The 22047-nt window shown below is 67.2% G+C and carries 27 protein-coding genes; 12 read left to right on the top strand and 15 right to left on the bottom strand.

Translation table 11 applies throughout. The annotated features are described in order from the left end of the window. Positions 1 to 51 precede the first annotated feature (51 nt). From ptsP to RM531_RS06440, 14 genes are all read right to left on the bottom strand, one after another. The gene (ptsP, locus tag RM531_RS06505; RefSeq protein ID WP_311658174.1) at positions 52 to 1794 is read right to left on the bottom strand and encodes a phosphoenolpyruvate--protein phosphotransferase; all 1743 of its coding nucleotides are present in this window, start codon (positions 1792 to 1794) and stop codon (positions 52 to 54) included. A 43-nt stretch (positions 1795 to 1837) separates the two neighbouring features. Continuing rightward, positions 1838 to 2107 carry an HPr family phosphocarrier protein gene (locus tag RM531_RS06500; RefSeq protein WP_311658173.1) on the bottom strand — a complete coding sequence of 90 codons (270 nt, stop codon included), beginning with the start codon at positions 2105 to 2107 and terminating at the stop codon, positions 1838 to 1840. Next, a complete protein-coding gene (locus RM531_RS06495) occupies positions 2100 to 2507 on the bottom strand; it encodes a PTS sugar transporter subunit IIA (protein ID WP_311658171.1) in 408 nt (135 codons plus the stop codon). Before RM531_RS06495 ends, RM531_RS06500 begins: the two co-directional genes overlap by 8 nt. Before the next feature lie 34 nt (positions 2508 to 2541). After that, positions 2542 to 3399, bottom strand: a complete 858-nt coding sequence (gene rapZ / locus RM531_RS06490; RefSeq protein ID WP_311658169.1) for an RNase adapter RapZ — start codon at positions 3397 to 3399, stop codon at positions 2542 to 2544. Then, positions 3399 to 4346 (bottom strand): HPr(Ser) kinase/phosphatase, encoded by a 948-nt coding sequence (gene hprK / locus RM531_RS06485; protein WP_311658168.1) that lies wholly within the window; start codon positions 4344 to 4346, stop codon positions 3399 to 3401. Before hprK ends, rapZ begins: the two co-directional genes overlap by 1 nt. Before the next feature lie 11 nt (positions 4347 to 4357). Further along, positions 4358 to 4828 carry a PTS sugar transporter subunit IIA gene (locus tag RM531_RS06480; protein WP_311658167.1) on the bottom strand — a complete coding sequence of 157 codons (471 nt, stop codon included), beginning with the start codon at positions 4826 to 4828 and terminating at the stop codon, positions 4358 to 4360. Between the two features lie 72 nt (positions 4829 to 4900). Next, on the bottom strand, positions 4901 to 5227 hold the full coding sequence (hpf, locus tag RM531_RS06475; RefSeq protein ID WP_311658166.1) for a ribosome hibernation-promoting factor, HPF/YfiA family: 327 nt from the start codon (positions 5225 to 5227) through the stop codon (positions 4901 to 4903). A 142-nt stretch (positions 5228 to 5369) separates the two neighbouring features. Further along, positions 5370 to 6806 carry an RNA polymerase factor sigma-54 gene (locus RM531_RS06470; RefSeq protein WP_311658164.1) on the bottom strand — a complete coding sequence of 479 codons (1437 nt, stop codon included), beginning with the start codon at positions 6804 to 6806 and terminating at the stop codon, positions 5370 to 5372. Continuing rightward, on the bottom strand, positions 6803 to 7540 hold the full coding sequence (lptB, locus tag RM531_RS06465) for an LPS export ABC transporter ATP-binding protein (RefSeq protein ID WP_311658162.1): 738 nt from the start codon (positions 7538 to 7540) through the stop codon (positions 6803 to 6805). The genes RM531_RS06470 and lptB overlap by 4 nt, the downstream gene beginning before the upstream one ends. After that, complete coding sequence (gene lptA, locus RM531_RS06460) at positions 7530 to 8123, bottom strand: lipopolysaccharide transport periplasmic protein LptA (protein WP_311658160.1); 594 nt, start codon at positions 8121 to 8123, stop codon at positions 7530 to 7532. The genes lptB and lptA overlap by 11 nt, the downstream gene beginning before the upstream one ends. Further along, on the bottom strand, positions 8098 to 8643 hold the full coding sequence (lptC, locus tag RM531_RS06455; protein WP_311658158.1) for an LPS export ABC transporter periplasmic protein LptC: 546 nt from the start codon (positions 8641 to 8643) through the stop codon (positions 8098 to 8100). Before lptC ends, lptA begins: the two co-directional genes overlap by 26 nt. Positions 8644 to 8646: 3 nt before the next feature. Next, a complete protein-coding gene (locus tag RM531_RS06450) occupies positions 8647 to 9141 on the bottom strand; it encodes a KdsC family phosphatase (protein ID WP_311658155.1) in 495 nt (164 codons plus the stop codon). After that, positions 9138 to 10112, bottom strand: a complete 975-nt coding sequence (locus RM531_RS06445) for a KpsF/GutQ family sugar-phosphate isomerase (RefSeq protein WP_311658152.1) — start codon at positions 10110 to 10112, stop codon at positions 9138 to 9140. The genes RM531_RS06450 and RM531_RS06445 overlap by 4 nt, the downstream gene beginning before the upstream one ends. Positions 10113 to 10138: 26 nt before the next feature. Continuing rightward, positions 10139 to 11101 carry a calcium/sodium antiporter gene (locus tag RM531_RS06440; protein WP_311658150.1) on the bottom strand — a complete coding sequence of 321 codons (963 nt, stop codon included), beginning with the start codon at positions 11099 to 11101 and terminating at the stop codon, positions 10139 to 10141. A gap of 129 nt (positions 11102 to 11230) precedes the next feature. Here RM531_RS06440 and RM531_RS06435 point away from each other — a divergent pair, with 129 nt between their 5' ends. The 12 genes from RM531_RS06435 to RM531_RS06380 all read left to right on the top strand — a co-directional run bounded on the left by RM531_RS06435 (position 11231) and on the right by RM531_RS06380 (position 21442). Further along, on the top strand, positions 11231 to 12154 hold the full coding sequence (locus tag RM531_RS06435; protein WP_311658148.1) for an ABC transporter ATP-binding protein: 924 nt from the start codon (positions 11231 to 11233) through the stop codon (positions 12152 to 12154). Beyond that, positions 12151 to 12912, top strand: a complete 762-nt coding sequence (locus RM531_RS06430) for an ABC transporter permease (RefSeq protein WP_311658147.1) — start codon at positions 12151 to 12153, stop codon at positions 12910 to 12912. The genes RM531_RS06435 and RM531_RS06430 overlap by 4 nt, the downstream gene beginning before the upstream one ends. Before the next feature lie 99 nt (positions 12913 to 13011). Then, positions 13012 to 13251, top strand: coding sequence for a BolA family protein (locus tag RM531_RS06425; protein ID WP_311658146.1), 240 nt, complete (start codon positions 13012 to 13014; stop codon positions 13249 to 13251). A 47-nt stretch (positions 13252 to 13298) separates the two neighbouring features. Further along, positions 13299 to 14582 (top strand): UDP-N-acetylglucosamine 1-carboxyvinyltransferase, encoded by a 1284-nt coding sequence (gene murA / locus RM531_RS06420; protein ID WP_311658145.1) that lies wholly within the window; start codon positions 13299 to 13301, stop codon positions 14580 to 14582. Further along, positions 14579 to 15232: an ATP phosphoribosyltransferase gene (hisG, locus tag RM531_RS06415; protein WP_349255401.1), complete on the top strand. Its 654-nt coding sequence runs from the start codon at positions 14579 to 14581 to the stop codon at positions 15230 to 15232. The genes murA and hisG overlap by 4 nt, the downstream gene beginning before the upstream one ends. Further along, complete coding sequence (gene hisD, locus RM531_RS06410; protein ID WP_311658144.1) at positions 15216 to 16517, top strand: histidinol dehydrogenase; 1302 nt, start codon at positions 15216 to 15218, stop codon at positions 16515 to 16517. The genes hisG and hisD overlap by 17 nt, the downstream gene beginning before the upstream one ends. Before the next feature lie 45 nt (positions 16518 to 16562). Continuing rightward, positions 16563 to 17648 (top strand): histidinol-phosphate transaminase, encoded by a 1086-nt coding sequence (gene hisC, locus RM531_RS06405; protein WP_311658143.1) that lies wholly within the window; start codon positions 16563 to 16565, stop codon positions 17646 to 17648. A 122-nt stretch (positions 17649 to 17770) separates the two neighbouring features. Then, positions 17771 to 18367 (top strand): ubiquinol-cytochrome c reductase iron-sulfur subunit, encoded by a 597-nt coding sequence (gene petA / locus RM531_RS06400; protein WP_311658142.1) that lies wholly within the window; start codon positions 17771 to 17773, stop codon positions 18365 to 18367. After that, a complete protein-coding gene (locus tag RM531_RS06395) occupies positions 18367 to 19596 on the top strand; it encodes a cytochrome b (protein WP_311658141.1) in 1230 nt (409 codons plus the stop codon). Before petA ends, RM531_RS06395 begins: the two co-directional genes overlap by 1 nt. Beyond that, entirely contained in the window at positions 19596 to 20324 is a 729-nt protein-coding gene (locus tag RM531_RS06390; RefSeq protein WP_349255407.1) for a cytochrome c1, read from the top strand. The genes RM531_RS06395 and RM531_RS06390 overlap by 1 nt, the downstream gene beginning before the upstream one ends. A gap of 46 nt (positions 20325 to 20370) precedes the next feature. Further along, a complete protein-coding gene (locus RM531_RS06385) occupies positions 20371 to 21000 on the top strand; it encodes a glutathione S-transferase N-terminal domain-containing protein (protein WP_349255400.1) in 630 nt (209 codons plus the stop codon). Positions 21001 to 21034: 34 nt separating this feature from the next. Next, entirely contained in the window at positions 21035 to 21442 is a 408-nt protein-coding gene (locus RM531_RS06380) for a ClpXP protease specificity-enhancing factor (RefSeq protein WP_349255406.1), read from the top strand. 9 nt (positions 21443 to 21451) lie between these two features. Here RM531_RS06380 and RM531_RS06375 read toward each other — a convergent pair whose 3' ends face one another. Beyond that, the gene (locus tag RM531_RS06375) at positions 21452 to 22042 is read right to left on the bottom strand and encodes a phosphoheptose isomerase (RefSeq protein WP_311658137.1); all 591 of its coding nucleotides are present in this window, start codon (positions 22040 to 22042) and stop codon (positions 21452 to 21454) included. Positions 22043 to 22047: the final 5 nt, after the last annotated feature.

Here is a 22047-nt window from a genome sequence, read left to right as displayed (position 1 = left end):
CCACGTGCAGTTGTGGCCACCGGCGACACCGAGCGCGAAACGCGCCTGTAGTCAGGCGGGCGCCGGTTCGTCGAGTGCGTCCAGATGCTCGCGGAACTCGTCGGCATCGCTGCAGGCGAGCATGGCGTCCACCTGTTCGCGCAGGGCGGCCACGTTCGACTGCATGATCAGCTGCTTGACCTCGAGAATGCTGGCCGGGTGCATGGAGAACTCGGTCAGCCCCAGCCCCAGAAGCAGGCGCGTGTAGCGCCGGTCGGAGGCCATCTCGCCGCACATGGATACCGGTATCGGGGCCTGTTCCCCGGCCTCGATGGTCAGCTTGATCAGGCGCAGGACGGCCGGGTGCAGCGGGTCGTACAGATAGTTGATCTCGTCATCCACCCGGTCCATGGCCAGGGTGTACTGGATCAGGTCATTGGTGCCCAGGGAAAAGAAGTCGGCATGTCGGGCCAGCAACGGGGCGGACAGGGCCGCCGCCGGCACCTCGATCATCGCCCCCACCGGCAGGGCGCTGTTGAATGCATGCCCCTCCGCGCGCAACTGGTTCATGGTCTCGCCGATCAGGTGGCGGGTCTGCTTGAGTTCCTGGGTGTTGGAAATCATCGGCAGCATCACCCGCACGTCGCCTTCGGCCGAGGCGCGCAGCAGGGCCCGCAGCTGGACCCTGAACATGTCCGTTTCCTTGAGGCACAGCCGGATTGCGCGCAGGCCCAGGGCCGGGTTGGTGGACTGCGCCGGGTCGCGCCCCTGACCGAGGGTCTTGTCCGCGCCAAGATCCAGGGTGCGGATGGTCACCGGGCCGTCCACCGAGCGCAGTACCCGCCGGTAGGCGGCCAGTTGCTCCTCCTCGGTGGGCATGTCCTCGCGGTTCATGTACAGGAATTCGGTGCGGTACAGGCCGATACCGTCGGCGCCTACTTCGGCGGCATCGGCGCTGTCATCGGGTAGTTCCACGTTGGCCAGCAGGCGGATGGGCACGCCGTCGGCGGTAACCGCCGGCTCGCCCTTGAGCTTGCCGAGCATGCGCCGGTAGCGCTGATCCCGTTTCTGACGGTGGCGGTAGAACTCGATGGCCTCGGCATCCGGCGCGGCCAGGACGTGACCGGCCTCGCCGTCCACTACTACGGTCTCGTCGTCCAGCAGCAGCCGCCGCGCCGCATGCATGCCCACCACGGCGGGAATGCGCAGGCTGCGGGCGAGAATCGCGCTGTGCGACAGCGGGCCGCCGTGCTCGGAAATGAACGCGCCCACCCCCTGCTGATGCAGGATGATGATATCCGCCGGCGTCAGGTCGTCGGCGACGATTACCGGTGGTTCGCGATTGGCCTCGCGCCGCGCCTCGATGTGGCGCTCCTCCTTGAGCAGCACTCGCTGCAGGCGGGCGGTGACGTGCACCACGTCGTCGCGCCGGGTGCGCAGGTAGGCGTCGTCCATCTGATCGAACACGGATACCAGATGGTCCTGTTGCAGCTTCAGGGCCCACTCCGCATTGCAGTGATGCTCGCGGATCAGCTTGGCCACGGTGTCGGACAGAGCGCTGTCCTCGAGCATCAGCAGATGGGTCTCGATGAACGCCGCGATTTCCGGCGGCGCGTTGGCCGGAACCTGGTCGCGGATGGTTTCGAGCTGTTCCCGGGTCCGGGCCAGGCCTTCCTCGAAGCGCTGGACTTCGGCGTCCAGCGCGTCCGCGGCGATCTCGTACTCGGGAATATCGAGATCGGTGGCGTGGATGCGGTGCACGCGCCCGATGGCGATGCCGCGCGACACGCCGATGCCGGACAGCCACAGGCTCATGGCGTGGCCTGCATGGTCGGGAGGAATGACGCCGTCAGCATGGCTATTCGCCCTCGCCGAAGCGGTCGCGCACCAGTTCTTCCAGCGCATCCACGGCGGCCTCGGCGTCGGGGCCTTCGGCGCGTACCAGAATGCGGCTGCCGCGGGCGGCGGCCAGCATCATGATGCCCATGATCGACTTGCCCGAGACCTCACGGCCGTCCTTGCTGACCTTGAGATCGGCGTCGAAGCCGGCCGCGGTCTGCACGAACTTGGATGCCGCCCGGGCATGCAGGCCCAGACGATTGACGATGGACAGCTCGCGTTCAACCACGGGCGTTGTCTCCGCTGGTATCCCCGCAGGGCATGATGCCGTTACGCCCGGCTTCCACCGCGCTTTCGATCATCCGGCCCAGCTCGAGATCGGGATAGTTGTAGATACGTACCAGCATCGGCAGGTTGACGCCGGCCACCACCCGCCGACCCGGTCCGGCCAGACGGTTGGCGATGTTGCTCGGGGTGGAGCCGAAGGCGTCGGTGAGCAGCAGCAGTTCGCTGCAGTCGCCCAGCCGGGCCATCGCGGCGGCGGCCTGTTCGGCCCGTTCATCCGGGTCGTCATGGCGGTGGACGGCCACCACCTCGGTGGCCAGGCTCAGGCCGCCAAGCATGCCGGTCACGGTGTCGACCAGCTGCTGGCCCAGTTGACCGTGAGTGATGAGCACGACACCGATCATGAGGGGTTGTCCCGTACCGGGATACCGACAGGCGTCATGGCAGCTCCGTGTGTTTGATCTGGGTGCGCGGGTAATGCTCGCGCAACCGTTCGTGAATCCGTTCCACCAGGTAGACGGACCGGTGCCGCCCCCCGGTGCAGCCGATGGCAACCGTGATGTAGGCGCGGTTCTCGCGCTCGAACGCCGGCAGCCAGGCTTCGATGAAACCAGCGATATCGTCGCGCATCTTCACGGTCTCGTGCGACTTTTCCAGAAACTCGGCCACCGCCGGATCGCGTCCGGTGGCTTCGCGCAGCCCGTCCTGCCAGTGGGGATTGGGTAGGCAGCGCACGTCGAACACGAAGTCCACCGCGTCCGGCACCCCGTACTTGAAGCCGAATGACTGCAGCAGGATCGACAGCCCGCCGTCGCTGGCGGCTTCCACGCGGGTGCGGATGAGTTCGCGCAACTGGTGGATGTTGGTGCGGCTGGTATCGATGGTCAGATCGGCCTGATCGGCGATCGGCCGCATCAGCTCGCGGTCGGCGCGCACCGCCTCCACCAGTGGGGTCTCGGCGTCGGTAAGCGGATGCTTGCGGCGGGTTTCCCCGTAGCGGCGCAGGATCACCTCGTCGTCGGCTTCCAGGTACAGCACCTGCACGTCGAGCCCGCCCGCGCGCAGGGTGGCCACGCCCTCGGGGAAGGCGGCAATCTGGCGTGACCGGGCCCGGGCGTCGACGCCCACGGCCAGCCGCTCGATATCGAGCTCCTCGCGCCGCAGGCTGTCGGCGGTGACGTCGCGCAGCAGCGTGATCGGCAGGTTGTCGATGCAGTAGTAGCCCAGATCCTCGAGCATGCCCAGGGCCACCGACTTGCCCGATCCGGCCAGTCCGCTGACGATCACCAGCCGCATCAGGCCGCCCCGTCCTGCATGTGCGCGGCCTGCCGCGCAGCGAAGATTTCGTCGCTGCGATGGCCCTGCTGGCGCAGCAGGTGATCGCGGCAGGCGGCCTCCACCAGCACCGCCAGGTTGTGGCCGGGGGCCACCGGCAGGGTGATCTCGGGAATCGCCACTTCCAGGATGTCGCGTTCCCGGCGGCTTCCCGAGAGCCGGTCGGTGACGGGCAGGTCGGGATCGTCCGGCCGCAGCAGGTTGATGATCAGCCCCAGTTGCTTGCGGCGCTTGATCGCGGCTTCGCCGAACATGGCCCGGATGTTGAGCACGCCCAGGCCGCGGACTTCGAGAAAGTCCTGCAGCACCGGCGGACAGCCGCCGTTGAGATCGTCCGGGCCCAGCAGGGCGAATTCGGGGGCATCGTCGGCCACCAGTCGATGGCCGCGGGTGATCAGCTCCAGCGCGAGTTCGCTCTTGCCCACGGCCGGCCGCCCGGTAAGCAGCAGGCCGATGCTGAGAATCTCCAGGAATACCCCGTGTACCGTAGTGCGTCGGGCCAGCGCCGAACTCAGGTAATGGCGCATCCGGTAGCTGACCTTGTGCGCCGGGGTGTCCGTGGCCAGCAGGGCGATGCCGGCGCCCTGCAGCGCCCGGGCGTGGGGTTCTTCCAGGCTCATGCCGTCGGCGATCACGATCATCGCGGTGTCGCTGGTGCGCACGCGGTCGATGATGTGGTCGCGCAGTGCCGGCGAGGCCTGACGCAGATAGGTGGCTTCCGCCGCGCCGATGATCTGTACCCGCGGCGGATGGATGAAGTTCAGATAACCGACCTTGGGCACGGTCTCGCCGCCGGCAGGCTGGTCCAGGCGATTGTCGCCGCCGGTCGGCGCCCCGTGCCAGCGCAATGCCAGGGCGGGGGCCAGCGCATCGACCACGGTCCGGACGGTGACGGCGTGGCTGTCCATCACCGGTGGCGTCAGCCGGCCTGGGCCATCGGGTCGCGTTCGATCAGGATTTCGTGCAGCGCCTTGTCGGTGTCGGCGGTGCGCATGGCGCGCAGCGTGTCTTCCTCGGTGAACAACTCGGCTAGCCCGCGCAGGATGTTGAGATGCACATCGGTGGAATCCTGCGGGACCAGCAGACCGAACAGGATGTCCACCGGCTTGCCGTCGGGCGCCTCGAAGTCCACCCCCTCGGGCAGGCGGATCATGGCGCCGACGCATTCGTCCAGGCCCTTGAGACGGCCGTGCGGGATGGCCACGCCGTCGCCCAGCGCGGTGCTGCCCAGCTTTTCCCGGGCCACCAGGGCGGTGAATATCTCGGTTGCCGAAAGATAGGGCGTGCCCTCCGCCAGAATCTCGGAAAGACGCTCCAGCGAACGTTTCTTGCTCTGCGCGTCGTCGATCACGCGGATTCGTTCGGCGGCAATGATGTCGGCTAGGTTCATGTCGCAACCCGTGGTGGCAAATGGAAAGCCCGCGGCGCGCCGTTGCCGGCATCGCCGCGGGCCGGGGTCATGTCAAACCGCGCCAGTCTGCAGGCGCTGTGCTTCGCGATTGTGATGATCGGTGATCTTTTCCTTGAACTTCCGGGTCTGGCGGTCGAGCTTGTCGGCCATCAGGTCGATCGCCGCATACATGTCGGTTTCGGTGGCTTCGGCGTGCAGCGTGGTGCCGGACAGCTTCAGCGTGGCCTCGGCCTTGTGGCGTTCCTTTTCCACTTCCAGAACGACTTCGGCCTCGATCACGTGATCGAAATGTCGTTCCACGCGCGCCAGCTTGGCGTTGACATAATCGCGCAGCGCGTCGGTCAGGTCCATGTGATGCCCAGATATATTCAGGTTCATGGTGCACTCCTTGGTAACTTGCGGCTTGCGAGGCCGCTGAAAACCGTTCCCGGTCGCCGCTCCATGGCTGTTTTCAACCGGGATACGCAGGCAGACGGCATTCGGCCGGCCGGGGCCGGCGGGTATCGGCGTGGCGCGTGCCTCAGGCATGCTGGCGCCGACGCTGATGGGAAGGCGGGATGGACATGGCTTCACGGTACTTGGCAACGGTGCGCCGGGCTACCTGGATGCCTTCGTCGAGCAGCAGATCGGCCAGCCGGCTGTCGGACAGCGGCTTGCCATGCGTTTCTCCGGCCACCAGCCGACGGATCATGGCCTGGATGGCGGTGGCCGAGCAGGTGCCGCCATCGGTGGTGGCGACATGGCTGGAGAAGAAATACTTCAGTTCGAATAGTCCGCGCGGTGTCTGCATGTACTTGTGCGCCGTGGCACGGGAGACCGTGGATTCGTGGATGTCCAGCGCGTCCGCGACGTCGCGCAGTACCAGCGGCTTCATCGCTTCCTCTCCATATTCCAGAAAAGCGCGCTGGGCTTCAACTATGCACTGGGCCACCCTTAGCAGGGTCTCGTTGCGGCTGCGCAAGCTGTTGAGAAAGAAGCGGGCTTCCTGCAGATGTTCCTTCAGCGTGGTCTGGTCGGCGCTCTTGTCGGCGCGCTTGACCATGGCCATGTACTGCGGATTGATCCGCAGCCGCGGGGCGATGTCGGGGTTGAGCTGAACCTGCCAGCGCCCCTCGCGCCGGACCACGAATACCTCCGGCACGATGTACTGTGCCTCCTGGCCGCCGTAGGCCTCGCCCGGATGCGGCTGGAGGGTCTGGATCAGTGCCATGCCGGTGGCCAGTTGATCGGCGTCGTCGATGCCGCTCAGTCGTGCCAGGGCGGGATGATCCCGGGCGCCCAGGGCCTCCAGGCCGTCGTTTTCGATGATCGCCCGCGCCGCGGCCAGTCCGGGGGCATCCGGTTCCACCTGGTCGAGCTGGATCAGCAGGCATTCCTGCAGCGAGCGGGCGGCCACGCCGGGCGGATCGAAGGCCTGGATGGTGGTCAGCACCGCGGTCAGCCGGGTTTCGTCGGCGCCGGTATCGGCGATCAGGCGTTCGGCCAGCTCCGGCCAGTCCTGCAGATAGCCGTGGTTGTCGACGGCATCGATGATGTACGCTGCGGCCAGGGCGTCGCTGTCGCCGAAGCCGGCCAGCTCGGCCTGCCAGGTCAGATGTTCGTGCAGGTCCGGCGGGGTATGCAGGTTGGCCTGACGGTATTCCCACAGGGCCTCGTCCTCGGCGCTGGCCTGGCGGGCGGGGGCGGACTGGTAGATATCATCCCAGTCGGCGTCCACCGGCAGATTCTCGGGAATGTCCTCTGCGGCGGGGCGGTTTTCCTCGGCCTGGTCGGCGGGTTCGGCGGCAGTTTCCTCCGGCTCCTCGGTCTCGAGCATGACGTTGGAGTCCAGCGCCTGCTGGATTTCCATGCTCAGATCGAGCGTAGACAGCTGCAGCATGCGGATGGCCTGCTGCAGCGCCGGGGTCATGGTCAGCGATTGCCCGAGCTTGAGTGAAACCGACTGCTTGAGGCTCATAACCGGAATTCGTCTCCCAGATACACACGCCGCACCTGTTCGTTGGCCAGTACCGTGTCGGCGTCGCCGGCGGCGATGACTTCGCCGTCGCTCATGATGTAGGCGCGGTCGCAGATGCCCAGCGTTTCGCGCACGTTGTGATCGGTGATCAGGATACCGATTCCCCGCGCCTGCAGGTGGCGCACGATCGCCCGGATGTCGCCGATGGAAATCGGATCGATGCCGGCAAACGGCTCGTCCAGCAGCATGAACGCGGGTTCGGCGGCCAGAGCCCGGGCAATCTCCACCCGGCGGCGTTCGCCCCCGGACAGGGACAGGCCGATGGCGTCGCGGATGTGGCCGATGCTGAGTTCCTCCAGCAGGTTGTCCAGCCGCGCCCGGCGGCCGGTCCGGCCCAGATCCCGGCGGGTCTCCAGGATGGCCATGATGTTATCGGCCACCGATAGCTTGCGGAATATGGAGGCCTCCTGGGGCAGGTAGCCGACCCCGGCCCGTGCGCGGATATGCATCGGCGCCCGGGTGAGGTCCTCGTCGCCCAGCCGGATGCGCCCGGTATCGGCGTTGATCAGGCCCACGATCATGTAGAACGAGGTGGTCTTGCCGGCGCCATTGGGGCCGAGCAGCCCCACGACCTCGCCGCTGGCGACCTGCAGCGACACGTCCCGCACCACCGGCCGGCCGCGGAAGCGCTTGCTCAGCCGCTCGGCTTCGAGCCGGCGGGCCTCAGCCACCATCGGGGGTGTCAGTGCCGTCGGCGTCGTCGGCGGGTGGCTCGCTCGTATCTTCGCCTTCGACGCCGGCGCCGGCGGCCGTTTCCGGCTGGATGGTGATGCGTACGCGTTCGTCGTCGCCGCGCATGGCCTCGGTGCGGCCGCCGTCCAGGAAGTGGCGGATGCGGTCACCGCGTACCGCGTCACCATCGCGGTTGAGCACCGCGCTGCCGTTGAGTTCGAGCACCGCCTCGGCGGCGCGATAGGTCAGGCGGTTGGCGCGGCCGGTGATGGCGGCGCCGTCCTCGTCATCGTCGGGGTCGCGCCGGATCTGCACCGGCTCGCCCTCGAGTTCCGCCCGGATTTCGCCGTCGTCGCTGCGGCTGACGGTCAGACGACTGCCCGACAGGCGCAGCGGACCACGGGTGAGCACCACGTTGCCGGTATAGGTGCTCACGCCGGTCTTCTGCGATACCTCGGCGCGATCTGCCTCGATATCGATCGGGAACCCCTGGGCGCACACGGTCGGGCTCACCAGCGCCAGTAGCAGGGGCGCCAGCCAGCGGGTTGCGCGCCGGGGTTCAGGGTTGATAACGAACTTCCACATCGTTCCGCAATGTCAGACTTTCCTCGCCGAAGCGCAAGCGCATGCCCCGAGCACTGACCCGCTGGCCGGGCGCGTTACCCACGATGGCGGCATCCGTTTCGGCCTGTTCCTGTTCGGCGCGAATCCACAGCCACGGCGTGGTGATGGTCCAGTCGCGGCGGCCCGCGCCGTTGTAGTCCGCGGTGACGTCACCGCTCAGGCGCACGTCGCGGCTGCCCGCCGGGATGCGCCCCTCGTCGGCCGCCAGGGTCCAGGCCCGGTCAATATCGCGGGGGTAGTCGACCCGGATGTCGGTCAGCCGGGCGGATTCGTCGGGGAAGTGCAGCGACGAGGCCGCCCGGATTCGATACGCCGGATCGCCGGCGGCATTGAACTGCCGGACCTGGGCGTCGAGCAGATAATAGTTGCTGCCCTCGGGGGTGGTGGCAACCGGCGTATCCGGGGCCTGTGAACCGCCCCGGGTCAGCAGCAGGATCACCACCGCGGCGGCCAGCGCCGCTATCAGCACCAGCGGGCGCACCGGCTAGCCTTCGCGGGCCGCGACAAGCAGGTCGCAGGCTTCGCGGACGGCGCCGTGGCCGCCGGCCGCGCGGCTGATCCAGTCGGCCGCGGCGCGTACCTCGGGTACGGCGTCGGCCACCGCCAGCGCCACGCCGGCCTGTTCCATCAGCGGCAGGTCGGGCAGGTCGTCGCCCATCACCGCGGCCCGGGCGGCGTCGATACCGCGTTCCTCGAGCAGGCCCTGGAAGGCGGCGAGCTTGTCGTCGCAATCGAGGGTGATGTACTGCAGGCCCAGGTCCAGCAGGCGGTCTTCCACCGCCCGCGAGGGCCGGCCGCTGATCACCGCCGGGGTAATCCCGGCCGCCTGCAGGCGTTTCAGGCCCAGCCCGTCGCGCACATGCATGGTCTTGAGCTCCATGCCGTCGGGCCCCAGCCACAGGCGGCCGTCGGTGAGTACGCCGTCGACATCGAATACGGCCAGTTCCACCGCAGCCGCCCGGGTCTGCCAATCGCTCATAACACCCTCGCCAGTAGCAGGTCGCGCATGTTCAGCGCCCCGATCGGGCGCCGCTCGTCATCCACGACCAGCAGGCCGTTGATCTGTTCGGTTTCCATCATCCGCAGGGCCTCGGCGGCCAGCATGTCGGCCGGGGCGGTGCGCGGGTCCGGTGTCATCACCGCGCGGATGGGCGTGGTGCGCACGTCGACGTCGGCGTCCAGCGCCCGGCGCAGATCGCCGTCGGTGAACAGGCCGGCCAGCCGGCCATCGGCGTCGGTCACCGCAGTCATGCCCAGGCGCTTGCGGGTCATTTCCAGCAGGGCCTCGCGCAGGGGCGTGGTGTCGGTAACGGCCGGCACATCGGCGCCCTGGTGCATCACATCCGCCAGCCGCACCAGCAGTCGCTTGCCCAGCGACCCGCCGGGATGCGAGCGCGCGAAATCCTCGGCGGTGAACTCGCGCGCCTCGAGCAGGGCGATGGCCAGCGCATCGCCCATGGCCAGCGCTGCGGTGGTGGACGAACTCGGGGCCAGGTCCAGGGGGCAGGCCTCGAGTGCCACTGCCACGTTGATGTGCACATCCGCGCGCACGGCCAGCGTGGAATCGGCCTTGCCGGTCATCGCCACCAGCGGCACGCCGAGGCGCTTGATCAGCGGCAGGATGGTCAGGATCTCGGCGGTTTCCCCGGAGTTCGACAGGGCCAGCACCACGTCGGTGCCGGTGACCATGCCCAGGTCGCCGTGGCTGGCCTCGCCGGGATGCACGAAGAAGGCGGGGGTGCCAGTGGAGGCCAGGGTGGCGGCGATCTTGCCGCCGATGTGGCCGGATTTGCCCATGCCGGTCACGATCACGCGGCCGCGGCATTCGTAGAACAGCCGGCAGGCGGCGGCGAAGTGCTCGTCGATACGCTCGCGCAGCGCGGTGACGGCATCGGCTTCGATGTCGATCACCCGGCGCCCCATGGCAATGAGCTGTTCGCTGTTCCTCATGGCCTCATTATCCAGCGCCACCGCGCTCATTGGAAACGCTGCATGAACAGCAGCACCCCGTAGCCCACGAAGCCGCCCAGCAACAGCAGCCCGCCGCCGCGGCCGATGCGGTTCGCGCCGAAGCGGGATAACAGATATACGGCCAGGATCGCGGCCAGCATGGCGGGCATGTCCCGCACCAGCGCGCCGGCCGGAATGAACCCGGGCGCCAGCAGCGCGGGGAAGGGCAGGACCGCGAGAATGTTGAACAGATTGGAGCCCAGCACGTTGCCGATCACCAGGTCCGGCTGCTTCTGGCGCACCGCGGAGATGGCAGTGGCCAGCTCGGGCAGCGAGGTGCCCACTGCCACGACGGTCAATCCGATCACCAGTTCGCTGACCCCGATGGCGGCGGCGATGTTGCCCGCACCCCATACCAGTGCCTGGGAACTGGCCGGCAGCAGCGCCAGCCCGAGCAGCAGCCACAGCACGGCCGCGCGTGGGGACATGCTTTCCGCAGGGTCGGATGCCAGGTCCGGGGCCAGCGGATCGGATTCGCCGCGCCGGCCCAGCATCACCAGAAAGCCGAGGAAGCCCGCCAGCCCGATCAGCAGGATGATGCCGTCGATGGCCGAGAGCTGGTTGTCCAGCGCCAGTCCCACCGTCAGTACGCTGATGCCGATCACCAGCGGCATTTCGCGCCGCACCAGCATGGGCTGTACCACCAGCGGCGTGATCACCGCCGCGCTGCCCAGCACCAGCGTCATGTTGGCCACGTTGGAGCCGATCACGTTGCCGATGGCAATGCCCTCGCGCCCCTGGATCGACGCGATCACCGACACCACCATTTCCGGCGCCGAGGTGCCGAACCCCACCACCGTCAGGCCGACCAGCAGCGGGGGAACGCCCAGCAGGCGCGCCGTGGTGGCGGCCGCATTGATGAAGCGATCGGCGGACAGGGCGAGAACGACCAGGCCGCCGGCAACGGCCAGGAAATCGGCCAGCATCATTCGGGAAGGATCCTTGGCGCTCGGCGCGAAAACGCGGATGATAACGCAGGGCTACCGGCAATCCTTGCGGCTGCGGACGCTTGACCCCGGGGCGTATACTGTTGCGTCTGTCCGAGCCGCGCCAATCGCATGACCCAGCCCGCCGTTTCCATCCGCGACATCTACAAGCGATTCGGCGATTTCGAGGCGCTGAAAGGTGTGTCGTTCGACATCCAGCGAGGGGAATTCTTCGGCCTGCTGGGCCCGAACGGCGCCGGCAAGTCCACCCTGATCAGCATCATCGCGGGCCTGTGTCGCGCCACCAGCGGCAACATCGCGGTGCTCGGCCATGACGTGGTCAGCGATTACCGTGCGGCCCGCCGTAGCCTAGGGGTGGTGCCCCAGGAACTGGTCTACGACCCGTTCTTCCCGGTGGAGGACCTGCTACGCCTGCAGGCCGGCTATTACGGCTGCGGCCGGGACTACTGGCCGTGGATCGACGAACTGCTCGAGGCGCTGGAGCTGGACGACAAGCGTGATGCCAGCATGCGCCAGCTGTCCGGTGGCATGAAGCGCCGGGTGCTGATCGCCCAGGCGCTGGTGCACAAACCCGACGTGGTGATTCTCGACGAGCCCACGGCCGGGGTGGACGTGGAGCTGCGGCGGACCCTCTGGCGGTTCACCCGCCGGCTGTACGAGGACGGCCACACCATCGTGCTGACCACGCACTACCTCGAGGAAGCCGAAGAGTTGTGCGACCGCATTGCCATCCTGAATCACGGGGAACTGCGGGTGCTGGAGGACAAACGGGCGCTGCTGGACCGGCATCCGTTCCGCTTTCTCAAGCTGCGCCTGGAAGGCCGCGGGCGGCTGCCCGACGACGTCCGGGCGCTGGCCGAGAATATCAACGGCAAGGAGATCGAACTGCGGCTGGAACAGGGGCGCCACAACATCTCCGACGTGATCGAATCGATCCGCGCCGCCGGTTTCCGGGTGCAGGACGTACGCACCCGCGAACCTTCGCTGGAGGATATCTTCGTCGAGCTCACGGCAGACCAGGGGATGCCGGCATGAACTGGTTTGGCTGCTACACGCTGTTCAAGAAGGAAATCCGCCGCTTCCGGAGCGTGATCGGCCAGACCGTGGCCGCGCCGGTCATCACCGCCATGCTCTATCTGCTGGTATTCCGGCAGGTGCTCGAGGATCGGGTGCAGGTTTATGACGGCGTGGCCTATACCGCGTTCCTGATTCCCGGCCTGATCATGATGAGCATCATCCAGAATGCCTTCGCCAACACCTCGTCATCCATCACCCAGTCCAAGGTGATGGGCAACCTGGTGTTCGTGCTAATGACGCCGTTGTCGGCATTCGAGCTCTACATGGCCTATATCGGCGCCGCGCTGGTGCGGGCGACGCTGGTGGCGGGCGGCCTGTTCCTGATGGCCCAGTTCTTCGTGCGCACGCCCCTGGCGCATCCCATGATGGTGCTGGCGATGCTGTTCCTGGCCGGCGGCACACTGGCAGTGCTGGGGCTGATTGCCGGCATTCTGGCCGACAAGTTCGAGCATCTGGCGGCGTTCCAGAATTTCTTCATCATGCCGCTGTCATTCCTGTCCGGGGTGTTCTATTCGATTCACTCGCTGCCGGATTTCTGGCGTGCGGCATCGCACTACAACCCGTTCTTCTACATGATCGACGGCTTCCGTTACGGCTTTTTCGGCGTCGGCGACGTCGGCCCCTGGCAGACGCTGGGGGTGGTGTCGGTGTTCTTCGTGGCGGTGTCGGGGCTAGCCATCGTCATGCTGGCGCGGGGGACGCGCATCCGCAGCTGACGCCGGCGAGGAATGGATCAGAGAGTCCCCTGACGGGCGTGATAAACTTCGCCGCCCGCAATAATCGACGTTCCAGCCCCGGAATCAGGCCTTTCGCGCATGGTGACACCCGAGCAAATCAAGTCGCTGATCGAAGCCGGTCTGCCCGACGCCACGGTGGAAGTGGTGGGCGACGATGGCACCCACTTCGCCGCCCGGGTGGTGTCGCCCAGCTTTGCCGGGCAGGGCAAGCTGGCGCAGCACCGGATGGTCTACGCCACCCTCGGCGAGCGCATGGGCGGGGAAATCCACGCCCTGTCGCTGAGCACTCTGACCCCGGATCAGGCCGGCGGCCAGTGACCGCCGTTCCGCGGGTCGCGGGGAATGAAACAGAGGGCATTTGATTGATGGACCTGCTGCGCATAGCTGGCGGGCGGCCGCTCGAGGGTGAGGTTCGCGCTTCCGGGGCGAAAAACGCCACGCTACCCATCATGTCGGCCGCACTGCTGATCGACGAGCCGCTGATCGTGGAAAACGTGCCGCATCTGGAGGACGTGACCACCACCAACATGCTGCTGGCGCAGATGGGGGTGAGCGTGACCATCGGCGACCATATGGTGGTGGAAGCCGATGCCTCCACTATTACCTCGAAGGTCGCACCCTACGAGCTGGTCAAGACCATGCGCGCCTCGATCCTGGTGCTCGGCCCGCTGCTGGCCCGCCACGGCGAAGCGGAGGTCTCCCTGCCGGGCGGCTGTGCCATCGGCGCGCGGCCGGTGGACATCCACCTGCGCGGGCTTACCGCGATGGGGGCCGAGATTACGGTCGAGGCCGGCTACATCCGCGCCCGGGCCGGCCGGTTGAAGGGCGCGCGCATCGCGATGGACACGGTGACCGTGACCGGCACCGAGAATCTGATGATGGCGGCCACGCTCGCCGAGGGCACCACGGTGCTGGAAAACGCCGCCCGCGAGCCGGAAGTGGTGGATCTGGCCGACTGCCTCAACGCCATGGGCGCGCGCGTGTCCGGGGCCGGCTCGTCGGTGATCACCATTGAAGGGGTGCGCGCGCTGCACGGTGCCCGCTACCGGGTACTGCCGGATCGCATCGAGACCGGTACCTTCCTGGTGGCCGGCGCGGCCACCCGCGGCCGGGTGCGGGTGAACAACACCGATCCGGCCCTGGTCGAGGCGATCACACTCAAACTGGAAGAGGCCGGCGGCCGCATTACCACCGGACCGGACTGGGTGGCGGTGGACATGGAGGGCCGGCGCCCCCGGTCGGTGAACCTGCGGACATCGCCATACCCGGGCTTCCCGACCGATATGCAGGCCCAGTTCTGCACCCTCAACGCGGTGGCCGAGGGCGTGGGCACGATTACCGAAACCGTGTTCGAGAACCGTTTCATGCACGTGTCGGAACTCCAGCGCATGGGTGCGGACATCCGCCAGGAAGGCAACACCGTGATCGTGCGTGGCCAGGCCGAACTGACCGGCGCGCCGGTGATGGCCACCGACCTGCGGGCCTCGGCCTCGCTGGTGCTGGCCGGACTGGTGGCGGATGGCGCCACCGAGGTCCGGCGCATCTATCACATCGATCGTGGGTACGAATGCATCGAGGAGAAGCTGGCCCAGCTCGGCGCCCGCATTCAGCGGCTGCCGGACCGCGCGCCCATGGAGGCGGTCTCGTGAGCGGCCTGACGCTGGCGCTTTCCAAGGGGCGGATTCTGGAGGACACGCTGCCCATGTTGTCCGCCGCCGGCGTGACGCCTGAGGAAGACCCGCTGACCAGCCGCAAGCTGGTCTTCGCCACCAACGATCCCGGGCTGCGGCTGCTGGTGATCCGGGCCTCGGACGTGCCGACCTTTGTTGCCTACGGGGCCGCGGACGTCGGCGTGGCCGGCAAGGACGTGCTGGTCGAGCACGGCGGCCGTGACCTGTACGAGCCGCTCGATCTGGGCATCGCCCGCTGCCGGATGATGGTGGCCGGCCTGCCCGGAGCCCTGGACGGGCCGGCTTCGCGCCCGCTGCGGGTGGCGACCAAGTACGTGGAAACCGCCCGCGCGCACTTCGCCCGGGTGGGGCGTCAGGTGGAGATCATCAAGCTCTACGGCTCGATGGAGCTGGCGCCGATCGTGGGTCTGGCCGATGTCATCGTGGACCTGGTGGACACCGGCAACACGCTGCGCGCCAACGGGCTTGAGGCCTTCACCGAGATCGACACCATCAGTTCGCGACTGGTAGTGAACAAGGCATCCATGAAGATGAAGCACGCGGCGATCCAGCGCCTGCTGGCGACGTTCGCCACAGCCACCGGAGGCGGTGATGCGGCGGCTGGCTAGCTCGCAGCCCGGTTTCGACGCCGAGTTCACCGCGTTCATCCGGCGCGAGGACGAACGCGAGACCGAAGTGGCCGACCGGGTGGGACGGATCATCCACGAGGTCCGCACCCGTGGCGATGCCGCGTTGCTGGCTTACAGCCGCGAGCTCGACGGCGTGCAGGCCGACTCGGTGGCCGGGCTGGAAATCAGCCGCGAGCGACTCGAGCAGGCGCTGCTGGACATCCCCGGGCGGGAGCGCGACGCGCTGCGCCACGCCGCCGACCGCCTGCGCGATTACGCCGAGTGCCAGCGCATCGACGCCTGGCAGTTCGAGGACGACGACGGCAACACCCTGGGTCAGCTGGTACGGCCGCTGGAACGGGTGGGCGTCTACGCCCCGGGCGGCAAGGCAGCCTACCCCTCGACCGTGCTGATGAACGCGATCCCGGCGCAGGTGGCAGGCGTGGGGGAAATCATTCTGGTATCGCCCCAGCGGGCGGGCGAAACCAATCCGCTGGTTCTGGCCGCGGCGGCGCTGGCGGGGGTGGATCGCATGTTTACGATCGGCGGCGCCCAGGCGGTGGCCGCGCTTGCCTACGGTACCGAGACGGTGCCGGCGGTGGACAAGATCGTCGGCCCCGGCAATGCCTATGTGGCTGCGGCCAAGCGGGAAGTCTTCGGTCAGGTCGGCATCGACATGATCGCCGGCCCCTCGGAAGTGCTGATTCTTGCCGATGGCAGCGGCAATCCCGAATGGGCGGCGCTCGACATGTTTGCCCAGGCCGAGCATGACGAGGAGGCCCGGGCGATCGTGATCAGCCCGGATGCCGATTACCTGGATGCGGTGGCCGCCGCGGTTGAACGACGGCTGGACGAGCAGCCGCGGGCGGCGATCATCCGGGCGTCGCTGGCCGCCCACGGTGCGCTGATCCACACCCGCGATCTGGACGAGGCCGTCGATCTGAGCAACCGCATCGCGCCCGAGCATCTGGAGCTGGCGCTGGACCGGCCGGACGTGATCATCGACGACATCCGCCATGCCGGCGCGGTGTTCATGGGTCATTATTCGCCGGAAGCGTTCGGTGACTACTGCGCCGGGCCCAACCACGTGCTGCCCACCGGCCGCACGGCCCGCTTCTCGTCCCCGCTGGGGGTTTATGACTTCCAGAAGCGGTTGTCCGTGATCCAGGCCTCGCCCGCCGGTGCAGCCCGGCTGGCCCCGATTGCCGCGACGCTGGCGCGCGGCGAAGGGCTGGAGGCCCACGCGCAATCGGCCGAGGCCCGGGCGGGCGGCAGCGATGCCTGAAACACGCCGCCCGGGTTGCCGCCGGTTACCTTTTACCAACGCGCGATGAGCCGGCCCGACGACTGGCTGCGCCCGGAACTGCGCGGGCTGCAGGCCTACCAGGTGGCCGAGGCCGACGGCCTGATCAAGCTCGACGCGATGGAGAACCCCTTCGATCTGCCGGCCGAGGTGGCCGGGCAGTGGGGCGAGGCGCTGAGTGGCCTGCCGGTCAATCGCTACCCCGATGCCGCGGCGCGCGAGGTCAAGCAGGCGCTGCGGCAGGCGATGGGCATTCCCGCGTCGGCATCGCTGATGCTGGGCAACGGCTCCGATGAAATCCTGCAGATACTGATGCTGGCGGTGGCTGCGCCCGACGCTTGTCTGGTGACCCCGGCGCCGGGTTTCGCCATGTTCGGCCTGATCGCGCGCACCGTGGGGCTGCGCTGCGTGTCGGTGCCGCTGGCGGATGATTTTTCGCTGGACGCCGATGCCATGGTCTCGGCCATCGAGCGAGAGCAGCCGGCACTGGTGATCGTGGCCCAGCCGAACAATCCGACCGGCAATGCCTTTGATGCCGCGGCGCTGCGCCGCGTTGTGGAGGCGGCGCCCGGCGCCATGGTGATCGACGAGGCCTATTTTCCGTTCGCGGATGATGACTGCCTCGCGTGGCTGGACGATTACCCGCAGCTGCTGATCATGCGCACGGTGTCCAAACTCGGGCTGGCCGGGCTGCGGCTGGGGTTGCTGGCCGGCGCCCCGGCCTGGATCGAGGCGCTGGAACCTCTGCGACTGCCCTACAACGTGAACAGCCTGACCCAGGCCGCCGCGGCCCTGGCACTCGCGCACTATCCCGCGTTTCAGGCGCAGGCCGAGGCGATCCGCAGGGAGCGGCCGCGCCTGGCGTCGGCGCTGGCAGGCCTGGACGGGGTCGAGGTGTTTCCCAGTCAGGCCAATTTTCTGCTGATGCGGGTGCCGCCGGGTCGCGCGCCGGCCTGGCACGCGGCGCTGCGCGAGCAGGGTGTCCTGATCAAGAATCTTCACGGCAGCCATCCGCGGGTGGCGGATTGTCTGCGGGCAACGGTGGGAACGCCGGCGGAAATCGACGCCCTGATCCGGGCGCTGGAGGTGGTTACTGCCGCCGATCGCGGCTGACCGCTGTGGTATACTGAGTCACCGCAGCAGTGGGCGATCCCGACCGTTTCGTGCCGTCATCGGCGCGCGGTATTACGCCTCGCAGCCGCATCCCTTGAGCGTATCGTCAGAGGACAGGTCTCATGAGCAACGAGGGGGTCGATGTCGGCAAGCGCCGATTCTTGACCACTGCCACCTCGGCCGTTGGTGGTGTGGGCGCCGCATTCGTGGCCGTTCCGTTTATCAGTTCCTGGCAGCCCAGCGCGCGAGCGCGGGCGGCGGGGGCGCCGGTGGAAGTGAATGTCGGCGAACTCGAACCGGGCGCGCGGCTGACCGTGGTGTGGCGGGGCAAGCCGGTGTGGATCGTTCGGCGTACCGACGAGATGCTGGCATCGCTGGAGCCGGTATCCGGCGAATTGCGCGATCCCGACAGTGAAAAGCCCCAGCAGCCGTCCTACTGCCAGAACGCCCAGCGCTCGATCAAGCCGGAGTATCTGGTGATGGTGGGGCTGTGCACGCATCTGGGCTGCCTGCCGGACTATCGCCCGGACAACGCCCAGGGGCAGCTCGACTATCCGGGCTTCTTCTGCGCCTGCCACGGCTCGGCCTATGACATTGCCGGACGCGTCTATCGGGGTGTGCCGGCGCCGCTGAACATGCAGGTGCCGCCCCATCGCTATGCCGACGACAGCGTGATCGTGGTGGGTGAAGATCCCGACAGCGAGACGGAGGCGGCGTAATGAGTCTGATGACCTGGATCGACGAGCGCTTCCCGGCCTCGCAACTGTGGCGCGAACACATCTCCGAGTACTACGCGCCCAAGAATTTCAACTTCTGGTACTACTTCGGCTCGCTGGCGATGCTGGTACTGGTCAACCAGCTGCTCACCGGCATCTGGCTGACGATGTTCTACACCCCGTCGGCGGCGGAAGCCTTCGCGTCGGTGGAATACATCATGCGCGACGTGGAGTGGGGCTGGCTGATTCGCTACATGCACTCCACCGGCGCCTCGTTCTTCTTCATCGTGGTGTACCTGCACATGATGCGGGCGCTGCTCTACGGCTCCTACCAGAAGCCGCGCGAGCTGATCTGGATATTCGGCTGCCTGATCTTCCTGGTGCTGATGGCCGAAGCCTTCATGGGCTACGTGCTGCCCTGGGGCAACATGTCCTACTGGGGCGCGCAGGTGATCATTTCCCTGTTCGGCGCCATTCCGGTGATCGGCGATACGCTGGTGACGTGGGTCAAGGGCGATTTCGTCCTGGGTGACGCCACCCTCAACCGCTTCTTCGCTCTGCATGTGGTCGCGCTGCCGATCGTGCTGCTGGGCCTGGTGGTCGCCCATATCATGGCGCTGCACCACGTGGGGTCGAACAACCCCGATGGCGTGGATATCAAGAAGAACAAGGATGAGCGCGGCATTCCCAAGGACGGTATCCCCTTCCACCCGTACTACACGGTCAAGGATCTGTTCGGCGTCGGGGTGTTCCTGATGCTGTTCGCGGGCGTGATCTTCTTCGTGCCAACGTTCGGCGGCCTGTTCCTGGAGCCGCCTAACTTCACGCCGGCCGACCCGCTGGCCACCCCGGATCACATCGCGCCGGTGTGGTATTTCACGCCGTTCTACTCGATCCTGCGGGCGATCACGTTCGACATGCTGTGGGTGCCGGCCAAACTGTGGGGCGTGATCCTGATGTTCGGCGCGGTGGCCATCCTGTTCTTCCTGCCGTGGCTGGATCGCAGCCCGGTCAAGTCGATCCGCTACAAGGGCTTGCTGTTCAAGGTGATCCTGGCGGTCTTCGTGGCGTCGTTCCTGCTGCTCGGCTATCTGGGTACCCAGCCGCCCGGCGGCTGGCGTGGTCCGGCGGCGCTGATCGGCACCATTGTGTACTTTGCATTCTTCCTGCTGATGCCCATCTACAGCAGGCTCGACAAGACCAAGCCGGTTCCGGAAAGGGTGACCCAATGATGCGGCGGGCGGTACTCATATTGTCGGCAGCGCTGATGGCGCCGGGTGTGTGGGCGGCCGGTGGCCATGCGGTGCCCTACGATTTCAGCCCGGACCTGGGCAACGAAGCCTCGCTGCAGCGAGGCGCCGGCCTGTTCATGAACTACTGTTCGGGCTGCCACTCGCTGCAGTATCTGCGCTATCAGCGGATGACCGATGATCTCGGCATTCCCGAGGAGATGGTGCAGGAAAACCTGATCTTCTCGGATGTGCCGAATCACGAGCGCATCCACACCGGGCTGCCCGAGAAGTCGTCGACATGGTTCGGCAAGGCGCCGCCGGATCTGACGCTGGTCGCGCGTTCACGCGGGGCGGACTGGCTGTACAGCTTCCTGCGGACCTATTACATCGATGACAGCCGGCCGACCGGCGTCAACAACGTGGTGTTCTCGAACACCGCGATGCCCCACGTGCTGGCCCCCCTGCAGGGCTATCAGGCCGAGCCGGCTCACGACGACGGAGGCGGTGGCCACGGTGGCGCGCCCGAGTTCGAACTGGTTCAGGCCGGCAGCATGAGCGAGGACCAGTACGAACAGGCGGTTGCCGACATCACCAATTTTCTGGTGTACGCCGGCGAGCCCGCAAAAATGGTGCGTTACGGCATGGGGTTCAAGGTGATTCTCTTCCTGGCGGTTTTCACGCTTCTGGCATGGTTGCTCAAGCGTGAATTCTGGCGTGACGTGCATTGATCCGCCATCGCTGGATATCGGCAATGAAGTCTGAGGCGGTCGGCTCATGGTAAGCGCGGCCAGCCGGCGATCCCTGATGACACTGTTCGCGGGCGCCGACTGTCCGCACAGTCATCGCATCCGGATGGTGATCGCCGAAAAGGGGATCGACAGCCTGGATACGGTCGAGGTCCGGCCGGGCGAGACCAGCGAAGACCTGATCGACCTCAATCCCTACAACACGGTGCCCACGCTGGTGGACCGTGATCTGGTGATGTACGACCCGCGCATCATCATGGAATACCTCGACGAGCGCTTCCCCCATCCGCCGCTGATGCCGGTGGATCCGGTGATGCGGGCCCGCTACCGTCTGGCCATCTTCCGCATGGAACAGGACCTGTACGGTCTGATCGACGATCTGCACGGCACCCCGGCGCAGGTCCGCAAGGCCCGCACCCGCCTGCGCGAGATTCTCACCACCCTGGCCGCCGATTTCTCCGCCCGTCCCTTCATGGGCGAGGAGTTCTCATTGGTGGACTGCACCTTCGCGCCGATCCTCTGGCGGCTGGACCATTACGGCGTGGAACTGCCGCCCAAGCAGGGCAAGCGCCTAGGCGAATACGCCCGTCGCCTGTTCGGGCGCGCTGCCTTCCGGGCCAGCCTGACCGAGCAGGAAGCCGCCATGCGGGCGGGATGACGGGCCCCCGACGACACGCGTTACCATGGCCGATGTGACTTCCCGCCGCCCTTATCTGATCCGGGCCATCTATGACTGGGTGCTGGACAACGGCCTGACGCCGCATCTGCTGGTGGCGGCCGATGCTGTCGGCGTCGAGGTGCCGGGGGAGTTCGTCACCGAGGACAGCCGGATCACCATCAACGTCAGCCCCACCGCGGTGCGCAATCTCGAGCTGGGCAACGACTGGATTCACTTCTCGGCCCGCTTTTCCGGCCGGCCGTTCCAGGTGAATGTGCCCCCCGGCGCGGTGCTGGCGCTCTACGCTCGCGAGAACGGCGAGGGCATGCTCTTCGGCGAGGCCGAGGACCCGCCCGAACCGCCACCGCCCGACACCGGCGGTGATGATGACAGCGACACCGGCGGCAAGCCGCGCGGCAGTCACCTCAAGGTGGTCAAGTAGCCGTCGGACTCAGGGCGTCCCGAACAGGGCTTCGTCGATGGTGTCGCACAGGCAGTGGATGAACAGCAGGTGCACTTCCTGGATGCGGGCGGTGACGTCGGAGGCGGCGCGCAGTTCCATGTCCTCCGCGCCCAGCCGGGTGGCCATCGCTCCCCCGTCCCGGCCGGTCAGCGCCAGTACCCGCATCGACGCCGCGTGGGCGCTGTCGATGGCCGCTACCACGTTGGGCGAGTTGCCGCTGGTGCTGATTGCCAGCAGCACGTCACCGGGCTGGCCCAAGGCCTCGACCTGCCGGGAGAACAGCCGCTCGTAGCTGTAGTCGTTGGCGATTGCGGTCAGCGTCGAGCTTTCCGTGGTCAGCGCCACCGCCGGCAGCGCCCGCCGTTCCCGCTCGAAACGGTTGATCAATTCCGAGGAGAAATGCTGGGCGTCGCCCGACGAGCCGCCGTTGCCGCAGGAAAGAATCTTGCGGCCGGCGGCCAGCTGGTGGGCCAGCATGGTGCCGGCGGCGCTGATCTGGGGCAGGGTGCGTGTCAGCGTATCGCGCTTGGCGGCGATGCTGTCTTCGAAGAATTGGGTGATCCGATGGGTCGTGCTCATGCTCG

It is taken from the genome of Spectribacter acetivorans (assembly GCF_031846305.1).
In the GTDB taxonomy this organism is placed as follows: Bacteria; Pseudomonadota; Gammaproteobacteria; order Nevskiales; family Salinisphaeraceae; genus Spectribacter; species Spectribacter acetivorans.
This window is presented reverse-complemented; position numbering and strand designations above follow the sequence as displayed.